Raw genomic sequence first — 25,912 nt, forward strand, 5'->3', positions numbered from 1 at the left:
ACAAACCTACTTCGCTACGCCAAAAAGGCTTTATTACAAAATGACACTATATGAAAATGAGATTGCATTATGCGGTCGCTGTCCTATTTGTAGTAATTCTTGGTTCTTGCACCAGTGACCCTGTAGAAGGTTTGCCCTATGTAGAAACAGAGAATGTACTTGATATAGAACTCGACCTATTGGAGATTGTAAACAAGCATAGAATTGGTTTAAACATCAATGCGCTTGAATTTAGTGAAGTGGCCTATAAATACGCCAATGTTCACACTGACTATATGATTGCAAAAGGCAGCATAAGCCATGATAATTTTAGTTCCAGGGCCGCTAAGATCAATTCTGAGATAGAAGTGAAAATGGTGGCAGAGAACGTGGCCAAGGATTATAAGTCTGCCATAGAGGCCTTTGAAGGGTGGTATTTAAGCAGTAGTCACAAAAAAACAATGGAAGGAGATTTTACCCATACCGGTGTTAGCGTCAAAAAGGATGATTTAGGGAATTATTATTTTACGCAGCTTTTTTATAAGCAATAACCTAATTGCAGATAATTTATACACTTTTTGGGATAAAATGAACCCTAAGAGATTTCTTACATATAGATATTTCCGTTCATCCGTTTTATTTAGCGGATGAAGTGCGAAAAACCATACGAAATACACTTTTTTACGATGAAATGACCCATGCACTTGGTCGATAAGCGCCCATTAATGCTAAATTTACAGCTTATCGAGTTTTTTGGCACCTCTATGGATATATTTCTTCCTAACATGATTCTTGGGAGTACTTTTGAATTGTAATTAAAATTAAAGTTTCCCAAAAATGAAATTATCCTTACCTACTTTAGCATTGTTCATCATCTTAATGTCCTCATGTTCCAAATATGAAAATTTTGCAGGCTATGAAGAAGTAAACGAAGAGCCGGCAACAAAGGTTACCTTAGTCAGTTCTGATAAACACAATGCTTTGGAAGCTGAACTGTTTGATATAATCAATACCTATAGAGTAAGTATTGGCCTAAACGAGATGACTTTTGAAGGTACTACCTATTATTATGCGGGTCTTCATACAGACTATATGATACAAAAAGGAAACACAAGCCATGCTAAATTTGGGGAACGTGCAGAAAAAATCTCAAAAAGAACAGGCGCCGTATACGTTGCGGAGAATGTAGCAAGAAATTATGATACGGTACAAGAAGCTTTTGAAGCTTGGATCGATAGCCCGGGACATAGAGTCAATATAGAAGGAGATTATGATTACTCTGCCATAAGCATTAAGGAAAACAACAATGGAGATCTATATTTTACACAATTGTTCTTTAGATAGTCAAATAATATAGTTTTTAAAAAGCCTTTGTTGAACAAAGGCTTTTTTTATGTCCAAGTTTTAGGTAAGCGCCATCCGTTTTTATAACTTTCAATTAAAATTATAACTATGAGTATCAGAGCACCCTTTAATCTTAATAAATGGATTGAAGAAAATAGAGCTTCCTTAAAACCTCCCGTAGGCAATAAAAACCTTTACAAAGATGCCGGAGATTATATTGTCATGATCGTAGCGGGACCCAACGCAAGAAAAGATTACCACTATAACGAAACGGAAGAGCTTTTTTATCAATTAGAAGGAAATATTGAAGTGCATATTCAAGAAGATGGTAAAAAAAGAACCATGCACCTAGGGCCGGGAGATATGTATCTACATCCTGCAAAAATACCTCATTCCCCGGTGCGTAAGGAAGGATCCATTGGCTTAGTGATAGAACGAAAAAGAGCAGATATGAATGTTGATGACGGCTTGCTCTGGTTCTGTGATAATTGCAACCACAAATTATATGAAGCGTACTTTACCCTGACCGATATTGAAAAGGATTTTTTATCTCATTTTAAACACTTCTATAGCTCTAAAGCATTGCGAACATGTGATAATTGTGGTACGGTAATGCCTGTAGATGAACGTTTTATTGCAAAAGAAGAATGATTTTCCTAGCTAAGGTCATAACGATTGTGGTAGCCACTATGCATATCTATTTTTTATATCTGGAAATGTTTGCTTGGACAACAAAAGGCAAAAAGGTTTTTAGAAATTTTCCTAGTGACCTTTTTGAACCCACTAAACAAATGGCCGCAAATCAAGGCCTCTATAATGGATTTTTGGCGGCCGGCCTACTATGGTCCTTATTCATTAACGACCCAGAATGGTCAGCAAATATAGCGTTGTTCTTTTTGGGCTGTGTAGTTGTTGCAGGGGTATATGGGGCATATTCCGTTGCTAAAAAAATATTTATTGTTCAAGGTATGCCCGCATTGATAGGTTTTGTTCTATGGGCAGTCATAAAATATTTTTTATAAATTCTACCCGTCTATATTACATGATATTCTTTGTATTTTTGTAATATATCTAACATTAATTGCTTTAAAAGTTATAAAATGTCAAAAATAGCCTCAGATTTCGGTATTTACGATGCCCTAAAAGTTTTAGGAATAAAGGAGATCAACGAAGGTTCCTCTACAGGTACCAACAATTTTTCATCCGGTGAAACTATAGCGTCATTTTCACCCGTAGACGGTTCTTTGATCGCCAAGGTTAAAACCACTACTAAAGAAGATTATGAACAAGTAATGGGCACCGCAACTGCCGCTTATAAGGAATGGAGGACCAAACCTGCACCACAAAGAGGTGAAATTGTCAGGCAATTTGGCGATAAACTTCGTGAACTCAAGGAACCGCTAGGGAAATTGGTCTCTTATGAAATGGGTAAAAGCTACCAAGAAGGTTTGGGAGAAGTACAGGAAATGATAGACATCTGCGATTTTGCGGTTGGCCTATCCAGGCAATTGCATGGTTTGACCATGCATTCGGAAAGACCGGGACATAGAATGTATGAACAATATCACCCCCTAGGTGTGGTGGGCATAATATCCGCATTTAATTTTCCAGTAGCCGTTTGGGCCTGGAATACTGCATTGGCATGGATCTGTGGAGATGTTTGTATTTGGAAACCTTCAGAAAAAACACCCCTGTGCGGCATTGCTTGTCAACATATAGCGGCTACGGTCTTCAAAGAGAATAATTTACCGGAAGGAATTTCATGTTTGATCAACGGGGATTATACCGTAGGTGAATTAATGACCGGTGATGCCCGTATTCCATTGGTATCAGCAACGGGATCTATACGAATGGGCAAAATTGTTGCCCAGGCCGTCGCGGCGCGGTTGGGTAAATCGTTATTGGAGTTAGGTGGCAACAATGCCATTATCGTAACTCCAGATGCCGATATTAAAATGACGGTAATCGGAGCAGTTTTTGGTGCAGTAGGAACAGCAGGGCAACGTTGTACATCTACCAGAAGATTGATTATACATGAATCTATGTATGATAAAGTAAAGAATGCCATAGTCGCTGCCTATAACCAATTAAGAATAGGAAATCCCTTAGATGAAAATAATCATGTGGGGCCATTGATTGATACGGATGCCGTATTACAATATAATAAAGCATTGCAACAAGTGGTCAACGAGGGCGGCAACCTCATTGTAGAAGGTGGAGTATTGGAAGAACAAGGGTATGAAAGCGGTTGCTATGTACGTCCGGCCATAGCAGAGGCAGAAAACCACTTTAAAATTGTGCAGCATGAAACATTTGCTCCAGTTCTATATCTAATAAAATATTCCGGTGACGTGGAAAATGCCATTGCCATACAAAATGGTGTGTTACAGGGACTATCTTCAGCAATAATGACCAATAACCTTCGTGAAGCGGAACAATTTCTTTCCGCTTGGGGAAGTGATTGTGGAATTGCCAATGTAAATATAGGTACTTCAGGTGCTGAAATTGGCGGTGCTTTTGGTGGAGAAAAAGAAACAGGTGGCGGTAGGGAAAGTGGCTCAGATGCATGGAAAGTGTATATGAGAAGACAAACCAATACCATTAATTATACCACGGAACTGCCATTGGCCCAAGGTATAAAGTTCGACCTTTAAAATAGTAGATTAATTCCTTTGCATGTTTTAAGCGGTCTTACCGTTTGCTGGCTCATTGGACCAGCTTCCTTGTAGCAGGGTTTGAAGCCCAAGTAGGAAGAACATGCAGAGGAAATTAAATATATTTCTTATCCTTTTTTTCATTCCACTCCTTCATTTATAGTGCTTTAGAAAGCTAGCATTTTATATTTTATAGTGTTTTAAAATCTGTACAACTCACCGTAAAAATTGTATAATTGGATTTTTGCTACCTGAATAGTTTGCATAAAAAAATCTTGTCGACATGATAGAAGACAAGATTTTTTAACCAACTAACTCAAAACTTTAAAGGTCATATCAATGCCCAATCTTTGTGGGGAGATATATACCTGAAAACTATATTGCAAAAATGCAATAATTAAAGGGGTATACATTTCAACTTTTCATGTATAAACCCCAAGATTGTACAAATAGTCATCTTTTAAGTATATCTGGAAAATAACCTATAGATTGACTATAAGGCAATTAGCTTTTAAAATTTTAACATTGTTAAGATTTTTTTAATACATTGTACATCAAACACTAAACACTATATATAATGTCTAAAACAACCACCAATTTATTATTGATGTTGATTACCATTGTAGCCGGTACGTTCCTGTATATTTATTTTTGCAGCGAATGTGGTTCATTTACCAAAGAGCCAGCCAAAACCGTTACGGAAACACCGGCAACCGTGGTAACTCCTAAAGCCACTTCTTTTCCCTTTGCCATTCAGGGAGAAGGTCTCAATTTTTCCTCGAACGATAATTATAACTTCAACCTTTCATCCAATGATTTTGTTCAACCTTTAAGTGCTGAAGTTAACACGGGAATTTCAGAACTAAAATCATATTTGGACGGTAACGAAAATCAAATTCTTAATATCACCGGGTATTATACCAGTGATGAAGAAAACAATACAGCTTTTCCAAATTTAGGACTTGCAAGGGCCAATTCCGTTAAAAACGACTTGGCTTCTAAAGGCGTCTCAACAAGCCAAATCAATACTTTGGGCAAACTTATGGATGATATGGTCGCTAAAGACGGTATATATTATGGTCCGGTTTCATTTGATCTTGACACTAAATCAGAAACGGCGGATGATGAACTTAAAGCTCTTTATGATGCTATCCAGGCCGATCCCCTTATCCTATATTTCAACACCGCTCAAGCATCAATTACGCTAGATGCGGCACAGCGTCAAAAAATTGCCGATATCTCTAAATATCTTGATAGAGTAAAGGGAGCACAAGTTGACATTGTAGGCCATACCGATAACACCGGAAAAGCCAGCACCAATATGAGATTAGGTTTGGACCGCGCAAATTTTGCCAAAGACTACCTATTAAAAAATGGTATATCTGAAGATAAGATCATAACATCCTCAAAAGGTCAAACTGATCCAATTGCCGATAATGCCACTGAAGAGGGCAGGGACAAAAACAGAAGAACCGTTATTACTTTAAAATAAACATACACTAATCTCCTAAATTAAATTAAAAATGAATTTTGAAACTATGAATATTTGGTGCTGGATCATTCCAGCTTTAGTTGGAATCATCTGTGGTATCCTGGGCTATTTGATCGGCAAAGGTTCAAACAACGAAATTGATAATTCTGCAGAAATCTCAACGCTAAAAGCAAGTAACAGCAAATTACAAGCAGACTTGGATGCGTGCAACAAAAAAGTCATTGCCGCCAGTAAAACAGTAGAACCGTCACCGGTGGCCAAAAGTGCTCCAAGCACCAATTTAGGTGCCACTGCAGCTTCTTTTGCAGCTGGGGCAGCAACAAGTTCCATTGCTTTTGATGCTGCTGCGGCCAAGGCTGTATATGGAAAAACCATTAAACAGGACGATTTAAAAATTGTTGAGGGTATTGGTCCTAAAATTGAAGGCATGTTCAAGGACCATGGTATTAAAACATGGAAAGCACTATCTGAATCTACCGTAGCGGACTGCCAGAAAGTATTGGACACCGGCGGTAAAAGATATAAAATTCATGACCCTGCCTCTTGGCCTATGCAGGCAAAAATGTGTTATGAAGGTAAATGGAAAGAACTTGCCAAATGGCAAGAAGAACATAAACATGGCAAACTGTAACCACTGTTCAATAGCGATAATAAAAAAATCCCGATTCATTGAATCGGGATTTTTTATATCCTATAGTGCACCATTGGCCTCTACCCATTTAAAATGGTATTGGTCTTCCGGAAACTTCATGCGTTCCGCAATTCGTTCCAACCTTGCTGGCAACTTCAATAGATAATCCCTGGCTTTTTCTGCTTCCTCGTTCAAGGAACGCATGCTTTCCAGCTCCCAAAATGCATTTAGCTTAGCCAAAATATCTACATAATCCTGTGCCGTATATACTCCTAAACGTTGGGCACAATTTGAAAAATTCTCAAATGCAGAACCAATGGTACCGCCAGACTCCCTTAAGAAATGGGCGGGCATTACAATTTTTTTCTTCATCATATCGGCAAATGCGATCATCATACCTGATGGGTCTTCACCAAAAATAGTTTTCACAAATTCCCTATAGGCCAAATGATGCCTCATTTCATCACCTGCAATAATAGTACACATTTTTCCTAATAGTGCATTTCCTTTTTTCTTGGCCAATTGACCAACACGTTTGTGCGAAATATTGGTAGCCAATTCCTGAAAAGAAGTATATACAAAGTTCTTATAGGGATCGCGATCGGTTCCAATATCAAAACCATCTGAAATTAAGTGTTGGGTCGTAAGTTCAACCTCTCTCATATTTACCCTACCGGACAGGTATAAATATTTGTTCAATACATCACCATGCCTGTTTTCCTCTGCAGTCCATGCACGTACCCACTTGGCCCAGCCATTGGTCTTATAATCACCATGTTGGTCAATACCTACAACATCCATTAACCAAGATTCATAGGTTGGTAAAGCTTCTTCTGTAATTGTATCTGCAACCATGGTCACCCAAAAGTCATATCCCAAATCCTTGGACTCCTCACGCAATTCCTTTACTTCTTGCAAAAACGTATCTTTTTCTGAATTTGGAAGAAAATCCGTTGGCTGCCATATATCTTCAGGTTTTATAAGGAAAGAATCCATAAATCCCTCAACCTTAGGCTCCAATGCCTGCATCACTTCCAATCTTATATTTTTAATCGGCATAGTATCTTTTTTTTCAAAGTTCGTCAATAAAACCCTCTCTTTTAAGGTAAAGTTACAGGTTTTATCAATTCCTACCCATTTCATTGGGATAAAACGTATAAACCGGCTCACTTTGCCAATATTCCTTGGTATCTATATCCATAATGGTCAACGGCCCCTTAAAGGCGGCTCCAGTATCTATGTTCCAAACATTGGCCGCATTTTGTGGTGTAGTCTTACCAATTCTTGTAACTGGGGTATGGCCTATATAAATCTCATTATAGTTCTTTAGCCTTTTTGGATAATGAATATGTTCCTCATCCAATTTACGGTCCAAGGACAGGGCAAGTTCCCATAGGGTACGGTCCCAATAAAATGTTTTTTGGAAATACTCATGCTCAATACCTTTTAAATTGGTAAAACCTGCATGCAGGAACAACCTGTTATTATTATCCAAATGATAATTGTTTAGCCCTTCATAGAAATTCATATGAATTTCCTTAGCGGCCTCCGTTATCTTGTTATATGAATTAACGGTTGCTTCACCACCGTGCATGAACCAAGTAGGATTGTCTGCGGCACCCCTTAGCCATTCGTAACAAAGCTCGTCATGATTTCCCCGTAAAAATATGCAGTGGTACTGTTCCCTTAACGACAAAAGGAAATTAATGGTTTCTACCGCCTGGCTCCATCCGTCAATATAATCCCCTAAAAATACAAGGGTATCGTTTGTTGTTACAGCGGCCCTATCTAATACCTGCTCTAAACCTTTTAATCCTGAGTGGATATCCCCTACAACCAATGTTCGTTTTGTACTCATTTAGCAAAAATCGCAAATACCGCAATTACAACAATGATAAAAACCACTAAAAAGAAAATTTTCCAGAAAGAATATGGCCTTCTACCACTTAACACACCGGTTTGCCCGTTTATATAAAAACTATACTCCTTACCGTCATATCTATAAGAGCTTATATACACCGGTACCAAAATATGTTTAAAGGTTTCGTTGAACAATTTAATGTCCGCATTGGAAATTCTTTGGGTATCCCCACCTATATCCCTTCTAATCCAGTTATAAGCCCTGTTTTTGGCTTCTTGAAAAGAACGATGATGACCTTCCTTTAATGAAACGGAATATTTTTCAGTTACAAATCCAGATAAATATTTTGAATTGAATGCAACTAATTCCTTTAAATTCCAATGGCCTACTTTTGGTGGAATTTCCCTTTGTTTTTTTTCTGATGCGTTTATAAGAATATCATCTACAAAGCCACTGATATTTCCGGAAACATATGTCCATTTGGTTTTTCTTACCTGCCTTGTCCTTTTACCTTTATTACTGTTATAGGTTTGCGTTTCATAATAATAATCTCCACGCTGCCCTTGATAGGATGCTTTTAGATTGGCATCAAAAGTCCAATAGGGCACATAAAGGCCATGTAACCCTTCTGGATCCAGAGCGGCCCTTTTTAATTTATTGGGGGCAAACCAAAGTTTTGCTACCCAATTCCTGAACACTGTCTGGGCTTTTCTTGCATCTAATTGAAAAGGTATCAGGGCTCCGGGCAATATCCATCCTTCTTTTTCTACATCTTCACGTATTAAAGGTTCACTACAATACACACATTGTAACGATTTATAATTTTCTTCTACATGTTGGTTTGCACCACAATTTTTACAATGTAGCAGTTCAATCGTCTGGGTATATGCATTTTCCCCAACTATCCGTAAATAGTGTTCCAGTTCAAGCTCCTCAAAACTGCTTTTGGATTGTTCTATAAACTCCTCGTACCCACAATAATCACAAGTTAACTGATGCGAACCAGGTTTAAACTTTAACTCTGCCCCACAATTGGCACATGCTTTTTTGTATTCTGACTTTTGAATTTCGTCCATAGTAAATTCCCTTGTGGTTAAAGGGTAGTGACCTACTTATAATCTTGTTTAGGCGGAGGGTAAAGGTGGCGGGGTATTTCCTCCTAAAAATGATTTAAGCTCCTCTATTTCCTTTAATGGTGCCCATTGCTCCATTCCCTGTTTCCAAATAAGAGAATCTCTATTGATAGTCCTGCTAGCAAACAATTCCTTTAATTTATCTATAGGTACCGGACCGGATTGCTGCCCACCAACGGCATAAAAATATCCTACGGCAACCGGTATTGGTGGTGGACTTGGCGGTTGGACCTGTTGCCCACCAAAAGGTTGTCCACTAGGTTGCCCCATCATACCGCCCATCTGTTGCGCCAACACAAAACCCATACCCATGCCCATACCCGCACCGGCGGTACCACCTTCATTCTTTGCAGCGAGCTCCATTGCTTTGGCCGCCTTGAACTGAGCCAACTTGCCCATATCCAACTTATCTAACCTACTATATTCAAATATTTCCTTTTTAAGTTCTTCCGGCATGGAAACATTTTCAATATAGAATTTTTCCAATTCTATACCTACCCTATTAAATTCCGGTTGCATGACCTCTTGGCAAGTTTCCGACAATTCACTAGTATTTGCAGCATATAGTTCTATAGGAAGGTTTGCCTCGCCTACGGTATCGGTAAAACGGGTTACGATCAAACTTTTTAAGTGCTCATTGACTTCATAGTTGGTAAAATTACCATCTGTACCTACCACATCGATCACAAATTTTCCTGGGTCATTTATTCTAAAGCTATAGGTACCAAAAGCCCGGATCTCTACCAACCCAAACCTGTCGTCACTTAGCATGAAAGGGTTTTTGGTTCCCCACTTCTCATCAGTAAAAAGTCTCGTATTTACAAAGTATACCTCAGCCTTGAACGGACTATCAAAACCATATTTCCAACCTTTTAGTGTGGTAAGAATAGGCAGGTTTTTAGTGTTCAATGTATAGGTGCCAGGTTTAAACACATCTGCCAATTGCCCCTCATTAATAAATACCGCCACTTGCCCTTCACGAACAATTAATTGTGCGTTATTTTTAATTTCGTTCTGATAGCGCTCAAAACGATGGACTATTGTTTCATTGTTAGCATCTAGCCACTCTATTATATCTATAAATTCGTGGCTAAGTTTCTTTTTAATTTCATCGAATATGCTCATGGTCAGCTAATTTTATTTTGTGCAATTCAAGATATGCATTTCAAGAGCAGAGCCAAAATATCACGGAATAATAATCGTTAATAATGCGGCCCATAGTGGTATTTTAATATTTCATTAAGAATTTTTAGGAAATAGGTATATTTTCTAATTAACTTAGAATTTCTAATTACGGTTTAGATTTATGAAAAAGATATTTTGTATTGGGGAATTATTGATTGATTTTGTTGCCGAAAATCAGGGGAACGATTTATCTAAAGCAAATGAATTCTCAAAAAAAGCAGGCGGAGCACCGGCAAATGTGGCTTGTGCCATCAGTAAATTAGGAGGGGACAGCTTCTTTATAGGCTGTGTAGGAAACGACCCTTTTGGAAAATTTCTGTTAAGGATATTAGAGGATGAAAAGGTAGATATATCCATGGCCCAAGAATCTGACATCTTTACGACCTTGGCCTTTGTTTCATTGGACGAGGATGGTGAAAGGGATTTTGTTTTCAGTAGAGGGGCAGACAGGGAATTGGTTTATGACTCCTCCCATAAAACTTATTTTGAACACAACATTGTACATTTTGGAGCCGCTACTGCATTATTGGGCGGCCCTTTAGAAGAAGCATATAGCAGATATTTATTTGACGGCCTTACCAAAAACGCATTTATAAGTTTTGACCCCAATTATAGGGTTGACCTATGGAAAAACAAGGTGGATGTATTCAAACGTAAGTGCGAAACTTTCATAGAAAAATCACAATTATGTAAATTTAGTTTGGAAGAAGCACTATTGCTTTCCGGTAAAGAGAACGTAGAGGAAGCCTGTGAAGTTTTACATGAAATGGGAACGGAAATCATAGTAGTGACCTTAGGAAGTGAAGGGACCTGGTTAAGTACTAAAAAATTTCAAAAAAATATAGCGAGTATTCCTGTAACCCCCAAAGATACTACGGGTGCAGGTGATGCCTTCATAGGCTGCCTATTGTATCAAATAGCCAAATATCCTACTATTGAAGCATTATTGGATAATGAAGAGGTACTTACCAATATGGTAACTAAAGCCAATAAAGCGGGTGCTATTACCACGACCAATTTTGGAGCCATAGAATCTTTGCCAACTATGCAACAACTAGACGCTTAAAATGAACCAAGCGGAACTACATCGTTATTTGGTTTCCAAAGAACCAAAGATAGATGATGCACAACAGCTCAAAACCTATTTTGACCTGAGGCTGGCAACCAATCTCTCATTAATAAAATCTTTGTTTTTTTCACTTTATAACGAAAAGGAATATGTAGATCAGTTCTATGTGCTCATTGATCAGCTTGAAACTCTTTACGGTCAACGTTCCTTGGCGTTACAACAACAGGATATTGAACGCTTAAGGGCGGGTAACTGGTACCAGAGCGAACAAATGGTCGGCATGCAACTTTATGTGGACCGTTTTAACAAAAACATTAGCGGTCTAAATGAAAAATTGCCCTATTTCAAAGATTTAGGAATCAATTTTTTACACCTAATGCCTGTAACCACCAGGCCAGCCGGGGAAAATGACGGTGGGTATGCAGTAAACAGCTATCATGAAATAGACCCCAGATATGGCACTAAGGACGAGTTTGTTGCCTTGACCAAAAATGCCCGTAAAAAAGGAATTTTCCTAATGCTGGATTTTGTGGTCAACCATACGAGCGATGAGTTTGAATGGGCCAAAAAAGCAAAAGCGGGCAATGCTAAGTATCAAGGGTATTATTACACATACCCAACACGCCATATTCCAGATGAATTTGAAAAAACGCTCCCCGAAATCTTTCCACAGTCCGCACCGGGTAATTTTACCTATAACAAAGAAATGGAAAAATGGGTAATGACCTGTTTTAATCATTACCAATGGGATCTAAACTATAGAAACCCCGAAGTTTTTATAGAAATGTTGACCAATTTAATGTCCTTGGCCAATTTGGGCGTTGACGTAATCCGTTTTGATGCCTTGGCCTTTCTATGGAAAAAGCTCGGCACCCAATCACAGAACTTACCGGAGGCCCACGCCTTAATCTCCCTTTTTAGAATGTGCCTTCAGGTTATTGCGCCAGGAGTAATACTTTTGGCCGAGGCCATTGTAGCTCCAAGAAACATTCTCAAGTATTTTGGCGAAGGAATGTTAGAGGGCAATGAATGTGAAATTGCCTATAATGCTTCTTTGATGGCGTTACTGTGGAACTCCATTGCAACCAAACAGGCATCTCTCATGCTAAAGAGCTTAACCGAGATACCAACCAAACCCAAAGACGCTACTTGGATAAATTATATTAGGTGCCATGATGATATCGGTCTTGGATATGACGATAATTTTATAGCCTCTATGGGCTGGGACCCAAGGGCACACAAAGAGTTTTTATTAAATTACTATTGTGGTAAATTAGCATGGTCACCGGCCAAAGGATTAATGTTTATGTACAATCCTAAAAATGGAGACGGAAGAATTACCGGTAGTGCCGCATCCCTTTTGGGTCTAGAAACCGCATTGGCACAAAATAACAAAAACATAATCGATTACGCCATTGCCAAAATTTTAATGATGCACGGTATCATCTTAACGATTGGCGGCATACCTATGATCTACGCCGGTGATGAAATAGGTACCTTGAACGACTATACTTTTGAGCAAGATGCCGATCATGTAAACGATAACCGTTGGGTGAATAGGCCACTTCAAGATTGGAATACTATTTCCACATTGAACAAAACACCAGATAGCCCCCCAACAATTATATTTAAAGGATTAAAAAATATGATCCGTATAAGGAAAGATCATACTGTCTTCAAAGACACCAATAACCTTAAAATATATGGATGTCCCAATCCGCATATATTCGTTTACAAACGTACAGAGGGTGAATGCAACATCTATATCCTTTCAAATTTTAACGAGGTAACGGAAAAATTAGATATTGGCTGGCTGCATTCCATTGGCATTCAAACCGGTAAAACGACTATTGATCTTCTAACCGATCATCCTCTTGAGCTTATAAATAATGAGCTGCCCTTAAAACCTTTTCAACAACTGTGGATTAAAAATAGTTAATGGTCGTTAAATAATAACGAATACCTAATCATTAAAAAAATGCATTTGGGCAACCTTTCTATTTGTAAATTGTTTGGTCATTATGGTTTTGATGAAGCCATATTAAAACATCAGTATACCAAAAATAAAATTCTAACTTATAGACCAAAAAGTGGTTTTTATATCATGGAACTTTAATTGTACCTAACCTTCCTAAGTATTCTCAGTGCCTCTTTTATTGAGGTATTTACCTTGGGGTAGGCATGTTTTAAAAGCCCCCTTGCTATTTCCATCTGTTCCTTGGCCTGTTCAAATCCATTTAAATAACAAATAAGATAAGTATCTGCCAAATATTTTAAACTTTTGACCTCCATAGGACTAAATGCAATGTTAGCTTTGGCCTTCTCTATAATTAAATTATTGTTTTTATAAATCTCCCCCAGTTTCTTTTGATTGTATTTAGGCGGATTAAAAAGCAAATCACTGTTAATTTGATAAGTGCCATTTTCATTAAAATTAATTACCACTTTTTCTAATGGATAATATTTTTGTTTGGCCCCTAGTCCCAATTGCACAAATTCTATTGTTGTAAATGAATTTTCATCAATACTGATTTTTACCTCATCTAAATTAGAGTAGAACAATTTCACCTGTTCGTTAATCAATTCAATATCTACCCTATAATAAAAGGTTTCCCCGTTAACTACTTTTTTATTGCCGGCCCAACAAACTACAAATTGCTCTTTAAAAACCTTATAATCACTTTCTAAATCTTTATGCCTATTGTTTAAAAAGTCAATTACTCCGTCTAAGGTTAATTTTATATTGTTCTTTGCATGTTGCTCTATGGTAGCGACAGCCTCATTATTTATTTCCTTAAGTTCTATATCATACGCTTTTGGCAAACTAATGCTCCCTTCCCTAAAAAATACAGAACCTGCGTAATATTTCCAGATGGTCTTTCTTAGGGAACATACCTTACCTATGGATTTTATGGTGACCAACCCTACAACCTTGCCGTCCGGCAAATGCGGAAACGGTATATTCTCATATGAGATCAAGGGAGGGTTGTTTAAATATGCATTGACCAGATTTTGGATTTTACTATCATCAAAAAAATCTACCCCTACAATGTTATTGTCCTCATCCTCTACACCTATTACTATAAAAGAATTATTGGAAGGATTGCTATTGGCCAAAGCACAGACATGCTTTAAAAATTTTGCCTTTCCCTCTTTTTCCCCAATGGATATAAAACGCTTTTTATCGTAAAAACTATTCTCGTCGTTATGGGCGAGCAAGTTTTTAACCAGTAGGCGTTTATTAATCATTTGTTATAATGTTTTCAATACCTAAGATTTATTTACAATGGTACTGGATGCCTGTGCCGTGGGCATGACAATTAAATCTGCAATATTTACATGATAGGGTCTTGTTACCACAAAATGGATAATGTCCGCAATATCTTCCGGATTTAGTGGCTGAAAACCTTTATATACATTATCCGCACGATTTTCATCTCCCTTAAAGCGCACATTACTGAACTCCGTTTCCACCAAACCAGGGTTTATGGCCCCAACCCTAATTCCAAATGGGTTAAGGTCTATTCTCATGCCTTGGTTTATGGCGTCTACGGCATGTTTACTTGCACAATAAACATTTCCTTTAGGGTACACTTCCTTACCGGCGGTGGACCCTATGTTGATAATGTGCCCGGATTTTCTCTGTACCATCTGTGGTATAAGTGCCTTGGAAACATACAATAAGCCTTTTACGTTTATATCCAACATGGCGTCCCAATCTTCTAGATTCCCTTCATGAACGGGGTCTAACCCATGCGCATTTCCCGCATTATTGATAAGAATATCTATTTGGGAAAATTCTTCCGGCAAGCCATCTATTGCCTTGTTAACCATGGTTTTATCCCTTATATCAAAATTTAAGGTATGGATATCAACTTCTTTTTCCAATTCATTTTTAAGTTGGTCCAACCGCTCTTGACGCCTACCGCAGATTACCAAGTTTATTCCATTTTTGGCAAAAAGTACGGCGGTTGCTTTACCTATACCACTGGTAGCTCCCGTTATAAATGCTGTTTTTTTCATCTTCAACTTTTTTATGCGACTTCATGACCTTCGTTGGCTTCAAGTAAGATAAACCAATCTTGTAAATCCATCTCTATACGTACTGCCTCCATAGCTAATTTTAATCGCTCCGGAGTTGCCGTACCTACCACAGGATGTATTTTAGAAGGGTGTTTAAGTATCCATGCTAATAACAACTGATCTTCAGTAGCATTATATTTCTTGGTAAATTCTTTTAACAATTTACCAATTCTTTGGTTTACAGGGGTATCATTTCTAAAATAAGAACCTAAGGGACTCCATGACATGGCAAGCCTATCATGAACGATACAATCATCTAAAACACCATTGTTCATTGCTTCATTGGAAGTCAATGAATACTCTGTCTGATTGGCCTCTACCGGAACCTTCTTTTCAATAAGCTTTATTTGGGACGGTGTAAAATTTGAGACCCCAAATTGTTTGATCTTTCCTTGTTGCTTTAAATGATCAATAGCCTCTGCAATCTCAAACGGATCCATGAGCGGACTTGGCCTGTGCAATAACAATAGGTCCAAAAAATCTGTTCGTAAGAGTTTTAAGGACCTTTCCACAGATGCTATGATATAATCCTTTCCATACTCATAGTGTTTTACCCTATTGGTTCTATCCTTTACATTAAACTGTATACCACACTTACTGATCAATTGTACGTTCTCCCTGGCAATACCGCTTTGTGCAAAGGCTTTACCAAATTGGTCCTCGTTCGTATAATCCCCATAAATATCGGCATGGTCAAAAGAGGTAATTTTATTCTCCATACATTGGTTCATTAAAGAAACCATTTCCGTAATAGAAAGTTGTTTGCCCCAATTACCCCATGTCATGGTACCTGCTATAATTCTAGAATACGTGGTCGTGTTGTTCATAGGTCGATGAATTTAAAAAGAAATCCCTTAAAGGCTTCATAAAAATATAGGGTTTTCGTTATTTTTAACCTATCATTAACAGCTACTGAGTGATTTAATTTTCAATTTGCATGACTGTTAAAATTCAGAAGGCTAATAACCAATTATATAACGATTTAAATGGAAGAAAATACTTCAGTTGACATTAGTGCCGTAAATGAGAAAATTACTCGTGAAAGTGCTTTTATCGATTTATTGATGCTTGAAATGAACAAGGTAATCGTGGGCCAAAAATATATGGTAGAACGGTTATTGATAGGTCTTCTGGGCCAGGGACATATTTTATTGGAAGGTGTACCCGGGCTGGCAAAAACATTAGCAATAAACACCCTCTCCAAAGCCGTTAAAGGAAGTTTTAGCAGAATACAGTTTACCCCAGACCTGCTTCCAGCGGATGTTGTAGGTACTATGATATACAATATGAAAGTGAACGATTTTTCTATTAAGAAAGGTCCCATTTTCGCCAATTTTGTTTTGGCAGATGAAATTAACCGTGCCCCGGCAAAAGTACAGTCCGCCCTTTTGGAGGCCATGCAGGAAAAACAGGTAACCATTGGTGATGAAACGTTTACCTTGGACAAGCCTTTTTTGGTAATGGCTACCCAAAACCCGGTAGAACAGGAAGGTACTTACCCTTTACCTGAAGCACAGGTAGATCGTTTTATGTTGAAAACGGTTATTGATTATCCAAAAATCAATGAGGAGCAACTCATAATGCGCCAAAATTTACTTGGTAATTATGAAGCGGTCAACGCCGTAGTATCCATAGATCAGATTCTTAGTGCCCAAAAAGCAGTTAGAGAAGTATATATGGACGAAAAAATAGAAAAGTATATTCTAGATATCGTATTTGCTACCAGGTATCCAGAAAAATACAACCTTGAAAGTTTAAAACCGTTGATAAGTTTTGGTGCTTCTCCAAGGGGTAGTATAAACTTAGGTGTTGCCGCCAAGTGTTATGCGTTCATTAAAAGAAGGGGCTATGTGGTACCCGAGGATGTAAGGGCCGTTGTACACGATGTATTAAGGCATAGAATTGGTATTACCTATGAAGCGGAAGCAGAAAATATCACCTCTGTAGATATTATCAATAAAATCGTAAACGAGATAGAAGTACCATAACGTTATTCGTTGGCGTTCAGCGTACAATTGGCGTATGTAAACCCAATTGCATTTATTTTATGCTGACAATTTTAGAAATAACGGCTGTTTCAATAACAAAATGGATACCAAAGAACTACTCAAAAAAGTACGAAAGATAGAGATAAAGACCAGGCGTCTTTCCGACCATATATTTGGTGGGGAATACCACTCTACCTTTAAGGGTAGGGGAATGACGTTTAGTGAAGTACGCCAGTACCAATTTGGGGATGATGTCAGAAATATAGATTGGAACGTAACGGCCCGGTACAATGAACCGTTCATAAAGGTGTTTGAGGAAGAACGGGAACTGACCATGATGCTTCTTGTGGATATAAGCGGTTCTGAACTGTTCGGTACCACCAACCAGTTCAAAAATGAGATCATAACTGAAATTACGGCAACATTGGCATTCAGTGCATTGCAAAACAACGATAAGGTAGGATTGATCCTGTTCTCTGACCAAGTTGAACTGTTCATACCTCCAAAAAAAGGAAAGACCCATGCACTACGCATCATTAGGGAACTATTGGAATTTAAACCAAAAAGCAACAAAACGGATATTGGCCAGGCACTAAAATTTTTGAGCAGTGTCATGAAAAAGAAGGCCATTGTCTTTGTTCTTTCTGATTTTATTGGCGATGACTACGAAAAAACATTAAAAATTACCGGAAACAAGCACGACGTTACCGGAATAAGGATTTATGATGAAAGGGAGCAGACTATTCCTAATTTGGGAATGGTTCAACTAGAAGATGTAGAAACAGGTAAATTACAATTGGTCAATACACAATCTAAAAAAGTACGTAATGCGTACGCCCAATTCAACAAGGAACGTGTTACCTACTTCAAAGAGGCTTTTACAAAGGCCGGTTGTGGCACATTGGACTGTAGGGTAGATGAAAGTTATGTAAAGAAATTATTGGGCTATTTTAAAAGAAGAGGTTGAAACGAATGATTAATGATAAGTACTTACTTAAAATAAGCTTTTCGTTCTATAAACGATATGTGCCGGTATTGGTTTTTTTAAGCTGTTTACTTCAGCTGTCCGCACAGGAAAAACCAATTTTACAAACTTCAGTAGATACGACTTCCATAAAAATTGGCGAGCAGGTTCAATGGACCGTTACCGTTGAGGTGGATACCACTGCACAAGTCATTTTTCCTGAAGGACAAACATTTTCACCACTAGAGACCGTTGAGGCATTTGCTACCGATACTACTAGAAAAAAAGACCGCCTGACCTTGCAAAAAATTTATGCCCTTACCCAGTTTGATTCCGGTGCATATAAATTGCCTTCACAACGAATTGAAATTAATGGTACCGGCTATATGACGGATTCAATGTTGATCAATGTTGCAACTGTGCCCGTAGACACCTTAAATCAAAAAATGTACGACATTAAACCCATTATAAATGTCGAAAAGAGCAATACGGAAATTTTAAAATTTATACTTTACGGAATACTGATTTTAATTCTTTTGGGCGGTATGTTCTATTGGTTCGTTCTTAGAAAAAAACCATTGACAGAGGAAGAAAAAGTAGCGCTTTTGCCCCCATATGATAGAGCTATTTTGGAACTTAAGCGATTGGAGAATTCCAAATACTTAATACAGGATGAATACAAGGAATATTACTCTGAACTAACGACTATAGTACGTTCTTATTTAGAAGAAGATGTGCATGTTACGGCACTGGAAAGTACTACTGGCCAACTGATTGAAAAACTGGAACTTTTAAAGGATGCCGGTGAGCTAAATTTGGATGACGATACCATAAAACAGTTTCAACAGATATTGCAAACGGCAGATTTGGTGAAATTTGCAAGAAACAAACCATCTACCCAAGTAGCGGAACAAGATCGCAAATTAGTAGAGCAAATTGTGGAGAAAACACATGAAGCCCTACCTGAACCTACTGAAGAGGAATTACTGGAGCAAGCGGAATACCAAGAAGAGCTGGAAAGAAAACAGAAAAAGAAAAAAATCATCCTTGGTATTGCATCGCTAGTGGCATTACTACTCGTTGCTACTACTATTGCCGGTATAAAATTTGGATTTGGATATGTAAAGGATACCGTTCTTGGACATCCTACCATGGAATTGCTTGAAGGGGATTGGGTACGTAGTTCATATGGTTTTCCACCTATTGAACTGGAAACGCCCAAAGTAATGGTCAGGCAAGAGGTAAAATTACCGCCAGAAGCCAAAGCTGCCATAGCGGACATACAAGCTTTTACCTACTCAAGCCAAATTGGTCTGTTTAGTGTTGCCGCTACTTCCATTACATTGAACGATCCCAATGCAGAGCCCGATTTTGATAAGACCATTGAGCAGATTTTATCCAATTTTGAGGCCCAAGGGGCGAAAAACATTATTACCAAACAAGAAGAATTCTCTACGATAAGCGGTGTTACCGGTGTTAAGGTTTTTGGTAGCGGCAAATTTTCTACGCCAAAAGTAACCGAATCGTTAGACGGCAAATACACTGTTTTATTATTTGGCGGCAAGGGTTTTCAACAGTATGTAATCTTAACTTGGTTAGAAGATGATGATTACGCACAAGAAATAGTTGACCGAATTTTAGCATCGGTAGAAGTTAAAACAGAAGTATAAATGTTAGAAAATATATCTTTTGCAAATCCAGGATTCTTTTGGCTGTTTCTACTACTGCCATTAGCCATTGCATGGTATATCTTTAAGCAAAAAGAACAGACTGCGTCTCTTCGTATATCAAGTTTAAAAGGGTTCGGTCAAAATAGCTTATTGCCAAAACTTAAACCCTTGTTGTTCTTCTTGCGTCTTATGGCTTTGAGTGCTATTATCGTAGCAATGGCAAGACCCCAGACAGAAGACATATCAACACGTACCAAAACGACCAAGGGTATAGATATCGTTATGGCAATAGATGTGTCTTCAAGTATGTTGGCCCGTGATCTTAAGCCAAACAGATTATCAGCTTTAAAAGAAGTAGCCGCAGATTTTATAAAGAAAAGACCAAATGACCGTATAGGACTGGTAGCCTATGCTGGTGAAGGATATACCAAGACGCCAATTACTACGGATAAAGCTATTGTCATCAATGCACTTTCAGAAATTAGTTATGGTCAATTGGAAGATGGTACGGCTATTGGTATGGGACTGGCAACTTCTGTCAATAGACTAAAGGAAAGCAAGGCAAAGAGTAAAATAATCATTTTACTTACGGACGGTGTAAACAACTCTGGGTTCATAGAACCACAGACCGCAGCGGATTTGGCAATTGAATTCGGAATTAAGACGTATACTATTGGCCTTGGCACCAATGGCAATGCATTGTCCCCGGTATCCTATAACGCAGACGGTTCGTTTAGATACGGTATGAGACAAGTAGAAATAGATGAAGCACTTTTAAAGGAAATTGCACAGGCCACAGGCGGAAGATATTTTAGGGCTACGGATAATGAGTCTCTAGAAGAAATCTATGATGAGATCAACAAATTGGAAAAAACCGAAGTTGAAGAATTCAAATATTATCGTTATGAAGAGAAATTTAGACCTTGGATTTTATTAGCAGGAGCGCTTCTATTATTTGAATGGATTTTAAGGAACACTCTTTTTAGAAGTTTTGTATAATATGGTACAGTTAGACGAAAAAATATATTTCTACTTGCTCATTATCATTCCGGTAATTGTGGTACTGTACCTAATGGTCTTGATTTGGAAAAAAAGAACCCAAAGAAAATTTGCGGATACCGCACTGCTTAAAAGACTTACCCCAAGCTACTCCACAAATAAAAGTGCTTTAAAGCTAATACTCTTCATCTTAAGCTTAGGATTATTGATCGTAGGTTTGGTCAATCCCAAAATTGGTACAAAATTAGAGACCGTTAAACGTGAAGGGGTAGATATTGTATTTGCTGTTGATGTTTCTAAAAGTATGTTGGCCGAAGATATAGCCCCAAACCGATTGGAAAAAGCAAAAAGACTGGTTTCGGAAATAATCAATCAATTGGCCAGTGATCGTATAGGGATTATTGCATATGCCGGGCAAGCATATCCACAACTGCCCATAACTACGGATTACGGAGCGGCAAAAATGTTCTTGCAAGGTATGAACACAGATATGTTGACCTCACAAGGTACCGCTATAGACCAAGCCATTGAACTTGCCAGCACGTATTACGATGATGCGGAGCAAACAAACAGGGTACTGTTCATTATTTCTGATGGAGAAGACCATTCCGAGGGTTCTACTATAGATGCCGTAGAGGATGCCGTAGATGAGGGCATAACCATTTATACCATTGGTGTCGGAAAAGCAAAAGGTGCACCAATTCCTATCAAAAGAAACGGAATTTTAGAGAGCTTAAAGAAAGATAATCAAGGGGAAACCGTAATAACCAGGTTAAATGAAGCTGTATTAGTTGATATTGCCAATGAAGGCAAAGGACAATATATAGATGGATCCAACACAGATGCAGCTGTGGAATTCATTAAAGAGGAATTGTTGAAAATGGACAAAAAAGAGTTTGAGGCCAAACAATTTGCAGAATACAAAGATCAGTTTCAATGGTTCATTGGGGCGGCCCTTTTGCTTCTCTTTTTAGATATTTTTATATTGGACCGTAAAACAAGCTGGTTAAAGAAATTAAACCTGTTCAACGAAAAAAGACATGAATAAAATCAGAATTATCACCCTATCGGTTTTTGTTTCTTTGTCTGCTAATAGTATTGCTCAGGAAATGAACGAGCAAGAAAAGGAAAAGGCATTGAAAACCTCTACTAATCTTACATGGGAAGGCAATAAAGCCTTATCCGAAGATGATTTTATTGCCGCAGAGGTCAATTATAGAAAAGCCATATCAGAAAGTCCGGAAAATAGTGCCGCTCCTTATAATTTGGGCAATGCCTATTATTTGAACGAGACCTATAACGAAGCTTTCAGTAGATTTAAGGAAGCAGGAGAAACATCGACCTCCAAAAAAGACAAGCACAGCGCTTACCATAATATGGGCAACGTTTTTATGAAACGTAAGGAATATGAAAAAGCTGTTGAAGCTTATAAGGAAGCTTTAAGAAATGACCCTACGGACGAAGAGACAAGGTACAACCTTGCCCTAGCAAAAGAACTACTTAAAAAAGACGAGGAAAACAAACAACAGAACCAAGACGATAAGGACGAGGACAAAAAGGACAAGGACGAAAACAAGGACCAGGACAAAAAAGACGAAGGGGAAAACGAGGACAAAAAAGACCAAGGAGATGAAGGGGACAAAGGTGAGGAAGGCGATAAAAATGAAGAGCAAAAAGACGAGAACAAAGATGGTGAAGGCGATAAAAAAAATCAAAAGAAACAACCTGAACAAGGGGATAAGGAGCAACAGCAGCAACCTAGGCCAAATCAACTTTCCAAACAGCAAGTTGAAAATTTATTAAGGGCAATGCAAAACGCCGAGAAAAAAGTTCAAGATAAAATTGACGCCAAAAAAGTTAAAGGTGTTAAGATTAAAAACGAAAAAGATTGGTAAAGATTAAGGGCATTTTAAAATACTCATTGGCACTATTGTTTTTGCTATCGTCCTCTATGGTGATGGCACAGGACAATAGTGGAGTAACGTTTGAAATGAAATTAAGCAAACCCAAATTAGGCTTAAATGAACGTTTGCGGGTAGATTTTGTCATGAACCGTGACGGCGATAATTTTAATCCCCCGGATTTTGAAGGATTTAGGGTCATCATGGGTCCGTCACAATCCATAAGTTCTTCATGGATAAATGGGGTAAGGAGTTACTCCAAATCCTATTCCTATACATTGGCCCCTACAGCAAAGGGAAAATTTACCATTAAGCAGGCATCCATATCAATTGGGGGAGAAACCTACAAATCCTTGGCAAAAGAAGTTGAAGTGACCGCTGCGGTAGATAAACCAAGTGATCAAATGACGGCAGATGACATTGCCGATGAAAACTTACATTTAGTTGCTGAGATTTCCAAAACCAACCCCTATTTGAACGAGGCCATTACAGTGGTCTACAAATTATATGTAAGTCCAAATATTAGTGTATCCAATTATCAACCCTTGGACAATCCTACCTATAATAATTTCTGGAGCCAAGATATTAAGGTATCCGCGTTAAGTGCCCAAAATGGAACTTATAAGGGCAAACCTTATAGATACGTAACTTTAAAACGTGTAGTGCTGTATCCCCAAAAATCCGGTAAGCTAGACATTGAACCCTTATCCTTGGATGTAACCGTGGACGTTCCCACAGGAAGACGCGATTTTTTTGGTAGCCGTATGTACGCCCAAACCAACAAAACGGTTTCCGCAGGCAGTAGGACCATAAATGTAAAGCCGTTACCGGTTGAAAACCAACCGGCAAATTTTAACGGTGCCGTAGGGGAATTCAATTTTAACGTGTCTACCAGTAAAACAAGTTTAAACGCTACGGAATCATTACAGGCTACCGTAGAGGTCAGCGGTAAGGGAAACCTTAAACTTTTTAAACTTCCAGAACCTGAATTACCTAGTGCTTTAGAAGTATACGAACCTGAATTTACGGAAGGGGTAAGAACTACGTTGAGCGGCATGCAGGGAAAAATCAGTAACCAATATACCATTGTACCGGCCTTTAGGGGAAAATACCCAATTGCCCCAATGAGTTTTAGCTATTTCAACCCTTCAACAGAAAAGTACACTACCTTAACCTCTGATGAAATTATCATCAATGTCATAGAAGGTCCTTTAAATGGATTGAATACCCCATCTCCAAATGTAGCGAATAGCAAACAGGCCGTGATCGCCAGTGGTACAAAGTTCAATTTTATAAAACTGACCCCTAACCTATCCGACAAAACAGTTTCATACTTTTTTAGGTCCACCAAATTTTATCTTTGGTTGCTACTACCTTTGTTATTAATACCCTTGGCAATCATTTTTAGGAAAAAGAGAGACGCCATAGCAGGAGACGTTGCCGGAAACAAGGTCAGAAAGGCCAATAAATTGGCTCGTAAATATTTGTCGGCGGCCAAAAAGGAATTGGGTAACAAAGATTCCTTTTATGTGGCATTGGAAAGGGCATTGCATAATTATTTAAAGGCCAAGCTTAAAATTGAGACCTCAGAATTCAGTAAAGATAAAATTGCCGTGTTATTGGACAAAAAAGGCATTGAAGAAAGCACCATTACCAATTTCATATCCTTATTGCAAAGTTGCGAAGCCGCAAGATATAGTCCATTTTCCGATGTTCAAATGCAGGCCGATTATGAAAAGGCCAGTGAGGTAATTTCATTAATGGATAAACAATTATAATCATGTTTAAAAAGATAGCATTCATCATTGGTCTTTTTACGGTTATTTGCTGTAGCGCCCAGAACAATAAATTGTTCGATCAAGCTACCACAGCCTATAATGCCGGTGAATATGATAGTGCCATAGAGTATTATACCCAAATATTGGATAACGGCAAGCATTCTGCCGCGGTTTATTTTAATATGGGCAACGCCTATTATAAACTTAATAAAATTGCCGAAAGCATATATTACTACGAAAAAGCTTTGTTACTGGCGCCAAATGACCAAGAAATAAAGACCAATCTCAGTTATGCCCAAAATATGACCTTGGACGCTATAGATACCCTGCCAGAAACCGGACTATCCAAATTATATAAGAATATAACCGGCAAGCTAACCTTTGATCAATGGGCATACCTAGCAATTGCCGCTATGTTGGCATTTGTAATTCTGTACATCCTATTTTATTTTTCAAATTATTCCACACGAAAAAGGTGGACCTTTATTGGTAGCCTTTTAGCATTGTTCGTTAGTTTGGTGGCCATTGTATTCGCCTATATTCAACAGAGCGATTTCAACGCTTGGCAACCGGCCATCATTTTTGCTGAAGAAAGTGTCATAAAGTCCGAACCCAATACTGCCGGCCAACAATTATTTATTCTCCATTCGGGAACCAAAGTGAATGTGTTGGATGAATTGGAGCAATGGAACAAAATACAATTGACCGATGGTAAGACAGGGTGGGCCAATAAGGAAGATTTAAGGCTGTTGAAAGATTTTTAGATATAATTTAACAGATATTTAAAGACTCGGGCTTATCTTTGTCATCGATTCAAAAAAATGAAACATATAGCGCGCATTTCTTTGTTATTATTATGGCTTTTTGCAATTACTGCACCTAGCATAATAACCTTGTGCGATACCGAAAACCCTATTGTGGTTACCAATCTTAATGAAGAGGAACAACAAGAGACCGGTAAAAAGTCAATGGGCGAAGAAAAATATGTAAAGGAAAATGCTATTGATTTTTCCTTAATTGCGCTTACCCAAAACACCAACAGCCGTAAGCATTATTTACTAGGCTGTTTTGATTTTGCTTTAGAAGTTATCTCTCCCCCACCGGAATACCTAGGTTAGTTTACCATTTTAATTTTTATTAAGTAACTAATCAATCCTAAGCAGAGCGCTAGGATATAATTT

The 25,912-nt window shown here is 38.2% G+C and carries 25 protein-coding genes; 18 read left to right on the plus strand and 7 right to left on the minus strand.

All coding sequences use genetic code 11. The annotated features are described in order from the left end of the window. Positions 1-50 precede the first annotated feature (50 nt). From CHB68_RS11365 to CHB68_RS11395, 7 genes are all read left to right on the plus strand, one after another. A complete protein-coding gene (locus CHB68_RS11365; protein WP_089260996.1) occupies positions 51-530 on the plus strand; it encodes a CAP domain-containing protein in 480 nt (159 codons plus the stop codon). Positions 531-816: 286 nt separating this feature from the next. Then, positions 817-1,323 (plus strand): CAP domain-containing protein, encoded by a 507-nt coding sequence (locus CHB68_RS11370; protein ID WP_089260997.1) that lies wholly within the window; start codon positions 817-819, stop codon positions 1,321-1,323. A gap of 108 nt (positions 1,324-1,431) precedes the next feature. Then, positions 1,432-1,974 carry a 3-hydroxyanthranilate 3,4-dioxygenase gene (locus CHB68_RS11375; protein WP_089260998.1) on the plus strand — a complete coding sequence of 181 codons (543 nt, stop codon included), beginning with the start codon at positions 1,432-1,434 and terminating at the stop codon, positions 1,972-1,974. Further along, entirely contained in the window at positions 1,971-2,345 is a 375-nt protein-coding gene (locus CHB68_RS11380) for a DUF1304 domain-containing protein (RefSeq protein ID WP_089260999.1), read from the plus strand. Before CHB68_RS11375 ends, CHB68_RS11380 begins: the two co-directional genes overlap by 4 nt. A gap of 78 nt (positions 2,346-2,423) precedes the next feature. Further along, complete coding sequence (gene amaB, locus CHB68_RS11385) at positions 2,424-3,977, plus strand: L-piperidine-6-carboxylate dehydrogenase (RefSeq protein ID WP_089261000.1); 1,554 nt, start codon at positions 2,424-2,426, stop codon at positions 3,975-3,977. A 577-nt stretch (positions 3,978-4,554) separates the two neighbouring features. Continuing rightward, positions 4,555-5,469 (plus strand): OmpA family protein, encoded by a 915-nt coding sequence (locus CHB68_RS11390; protein WP_089261001.1) that lies wholly within the window; start codon positions 4,555-4,557, stop codon positions 5,467-5,469. 31 nt (positions 5,470-5,500) lie between these two features. Continuing rightward, positions 5,501-6,100 (plus strand): hypothetical protein, encoded by a 600-nt coding sequence (locus CHB68_RS11395; RefSeq protein WP_089261002.1) that lies wholly within the window; start codon positions 5,501-5,503, stop codon positions 6,098-6,100. Positions 6,101-6,160: 60 nt separating this feature from the next. Here the strand turns inward: CHB68_RS11395 and CHB68_RS11400 are convergent, their stop codons facing one another. The 4 genes from CHB68_RS11400 to CHB68_RS11415 form a co-directional block, all read right to left on the minus strand. Continuing rightward, a complete protein-coding gene (locus CHB68_RS11400; protein ID WP_089261266.1) occupies positions 6,161-7,159 on the minus strand; it encodes an acyl-ACP desaturase in 999 nt (332 codons plus the stop codon). A 64-nt stretch (positions 7,160-7,223) separates the two neighbouring features. Further along, positions 7,224-7,958 carry a metallophosphoesterase family protein gene (locus tag CHB68_RS11405; RefSeq protein WP_089261003.1) on the minus strand — a complete coding sequence of 245 codons (735 nt, stop codon included), beginning with the start codon at positions 7,956-7,958 and terminating at the stop codon, positions 7,224-7,226. After that, entirely contained in the window at positions 7,955-9,037 is a 1,083-nt protein-coding gene (locus tag CHB68_RS11410) for a DNA helicase PriA (protein ID WP_089261004.1), read from the minus strand. The genes CHB68_RS11405 and CHB68_RS11410 overlap by 4 nt, the downstream gene beginning before the upstream one ends. Before the next feature lie 48 nt (positions 9,038-9,085). Continuing rightward, the gene (locus CHB68_RS11415) at positions 9,086-10,219 is read right to left on the minus strand and encodes an SPFH domain-containing protein (RefSeq protein ID WP_089261005.1); all 1,134 of its coding nucleotides are present in this window, start codon (positions 10,217-10,219) and stop codon (positions 9,086-9,088) included. 181 nt (positions 10,220-10,400) lie between these two features. Here CHB68_RS11415 and CHB68_RS11420 point away from each other — a divergent pair, with 181 nt between their 5' ends. Together CHB68_RS11420 and CHB68_RS11425 are read left to right on the plus strand one after the other, a co-directional pair. Beyond that, positions 10,401-11,345 carry a carbohydrate kinase family protein gene (locus CHB68_RS11420; RefSeq protein WP_089261006.1) on the plus strand — a complete coding sequence of 315 codons (945 nt, stop codon included), beginning with the start codon at positions 10,401-10,403 and terminating at the stop codon, positions 11,343-11,345. 1 nt (position 11,346) lies between these two features. Further along, positions 11,347-13,287 (plus strand): alpha-amylase family protein, encoded by a 1,941-nt coding sequence (locus CHB68_RS11425; protein WP_089261007.1) that lies wholly within the window; start codon positions 11,347-11,349, stop codon positions 13,285-13,287. A 173-nt stretch (positions 13,288-13,460) separates the two neighbouring features. Here CHB68_RS11425 and CHB68_RS11430 read toward each other — a convergent pair whose 3' ends face one another. Genes CHB68_RS11430 through CHB68_RS11440 form a run of 3 tightly spaced genes read right to left on the minus strand, consistent with a single transcriptional unit; the run spans position 13,461 to position 16,258 of the window. Then, the gene (locus CHB68_RS11430; protein ID WP_089261008.1) at positions 13,461-14,597 is read right to left on the minus strand and encodes an ATP-binding protein; all 1,137 of its coding nucleotides are present in this window, start codon (positions 14,595-14,597) and stop codon (positions 13,461-13,463) included. A 21-nt stretch (positions 14,598-14,618) separates the two neighbouring features. Then, entirely contained in the window at positions 14,619-15,371 is a 753-nt protein-coding gene (locus tag CHB68_RS11435; protein WP_089261009.1) for an SDR family NAD(P)-dependent oxidoreductase, read from the minus strand. 11 nt (positions 15,372-15,382) lie between these two features. Then, positions 15,383-16,258 (minus strand): aldo/keto reductase, encoded by an 876-nt coding sequence (locus tag CHB68_RS11440; protein WP_089261010.1) that lies wholly within the window; start codon positions 16,256-16,258, stop codon positions 15,383-15,385. Between the two features lie 159 nt (positions 16,259-16,417). Between CHB68_RS11440 and CHB68_RS11445 the strand changes: the two genes are divergently transcribed. The 9 genes from CHB68_RS11445 to CHB68_RS11485 all read left to right on the plus strand — a co-directional run bounded on the left by CHB68_RS11445 (position 16,418) and on the right by CHB68_RS11485 (position 25,849). Then, the gene (locus CHB68_RS11445; protein ID WP_089261011.1) at positions 16,418-17,419 is read left to right on the plus strand and encodes an AAA family ATPase; all 1,002 of its coding nucleotides are present in this window, start codon (positions 16,418-16,420) and stop codon (positions 17,417-17,419) included. 100 nt (positions 17,420-17,519) lie between these two features. Further along, positions 17,520-18,386 carry a DUF58 domain-containing protein gene (locus CHB68_RS11450; protein ID WP_089261012.1) on the plus strand — a complete coding sequence of 289 codons (867 nt, stop codon included), beginning with the start codon at positions 17,520-17,522 and terminating at the stop codon, positions 18,384-18,386. A 5-nt stretch (positions 18,387-18,391) separates the two neighbouring features. After that, positions 18,392-20,053 carry a hypothetical protein gene (locus tag CHB68_RS11455; RefSeq protein ID WP_089261013.1) on the plus strand — a complete coding sequence of 554 codons (1,662 nt, stop codon included), beginning with the start codon at positions 18,392-18,394 and terminating at the stop codon, positions 20,051-20,053. Beyond that, positions 20,054-21,052 (plus strand): vWA domain-containing protein, encoded by a 999-nt coding sequence (locus tag CHB68_RS11460; RefSeq protein ID WP_089261014.1) that lies wholly within the window; start codon positions 20,054-20,056, stop codon positions 21,050-21,052. Position 21,053: 1 nt separating this feature from the next. Further along, positions 21,054-22,100, plus strand: coding sequence for a vWA domain-containing protein (locus CHB68_RS11465; RefSeq protein ID WP_089261015.1), 1,047 nt, complete (start codon positions 21,054-21,056; stop codon positions 22,098-22,100). After that, positions 22,093-22,947, plus strand: coding sequence for a tetratricopeptide repeat protein (locus CHB68_RS11470; RefSeq protein ID WP_089261016.1), 855 nt, complete (start codon positions 22,093-22,095; stop codon positions 22,945-22,947). Before CHB68_RS11465 ends, CHB68_RS11470 begins: the two co-directional genes overlap by 8 nt. 56 nt (positions 22,948-23,003) lie before the next feature. Beyond that, positions 23,004-24,731: a BatD family protein gene (locus tag CHB68_RS11475; RefSeq protein ID WP_089261017.1), complete on the plus strand. Its 1,728-nt coding sequence runs from the start codon at positions 23,004-23,006 to the stop codon at positions 24,729-24,731. 2 nt (positions 24,732-24,733) lie between these two features. Then, positions 24,734-25,495 (plus strand): tetratricopeptide repeat protein, encoded by a 762-nt coding sequence (locus CHB68_RS11480; protein WP_089261018.1) that lies wholly within the window; start codon positions 24,734-24,736, stop codon positions 25,493-25,495. Between the two features lie 57 nt (positions 25,496-25,552). Beyond that, positions 25,553-25,849 carry a hypothetical protein gene (locus CHB68_RS11485; protein ID WP_089261019.1) on the plus strand — a complete coding sequence of 99 codons (297 nt, stop codon included), beginning with the start codon at positions 25,553-25,555 and terminating at the stop codon, positions 25,847-25,849. The last annotated feature ends 63 nt before the right edge of the window (positions 25,850-25,912 follow it).

This window comes from Maribacter sedimenticola (assembly GCF_900188415.1).
GTDB classification, from domain to species: domain Bacteria; phylum Bacteroidota; class Bacteroidia; order Flavobacteriales; family Flavobacteriaceae; genus Maribacter; species Maribacter sedimenticola.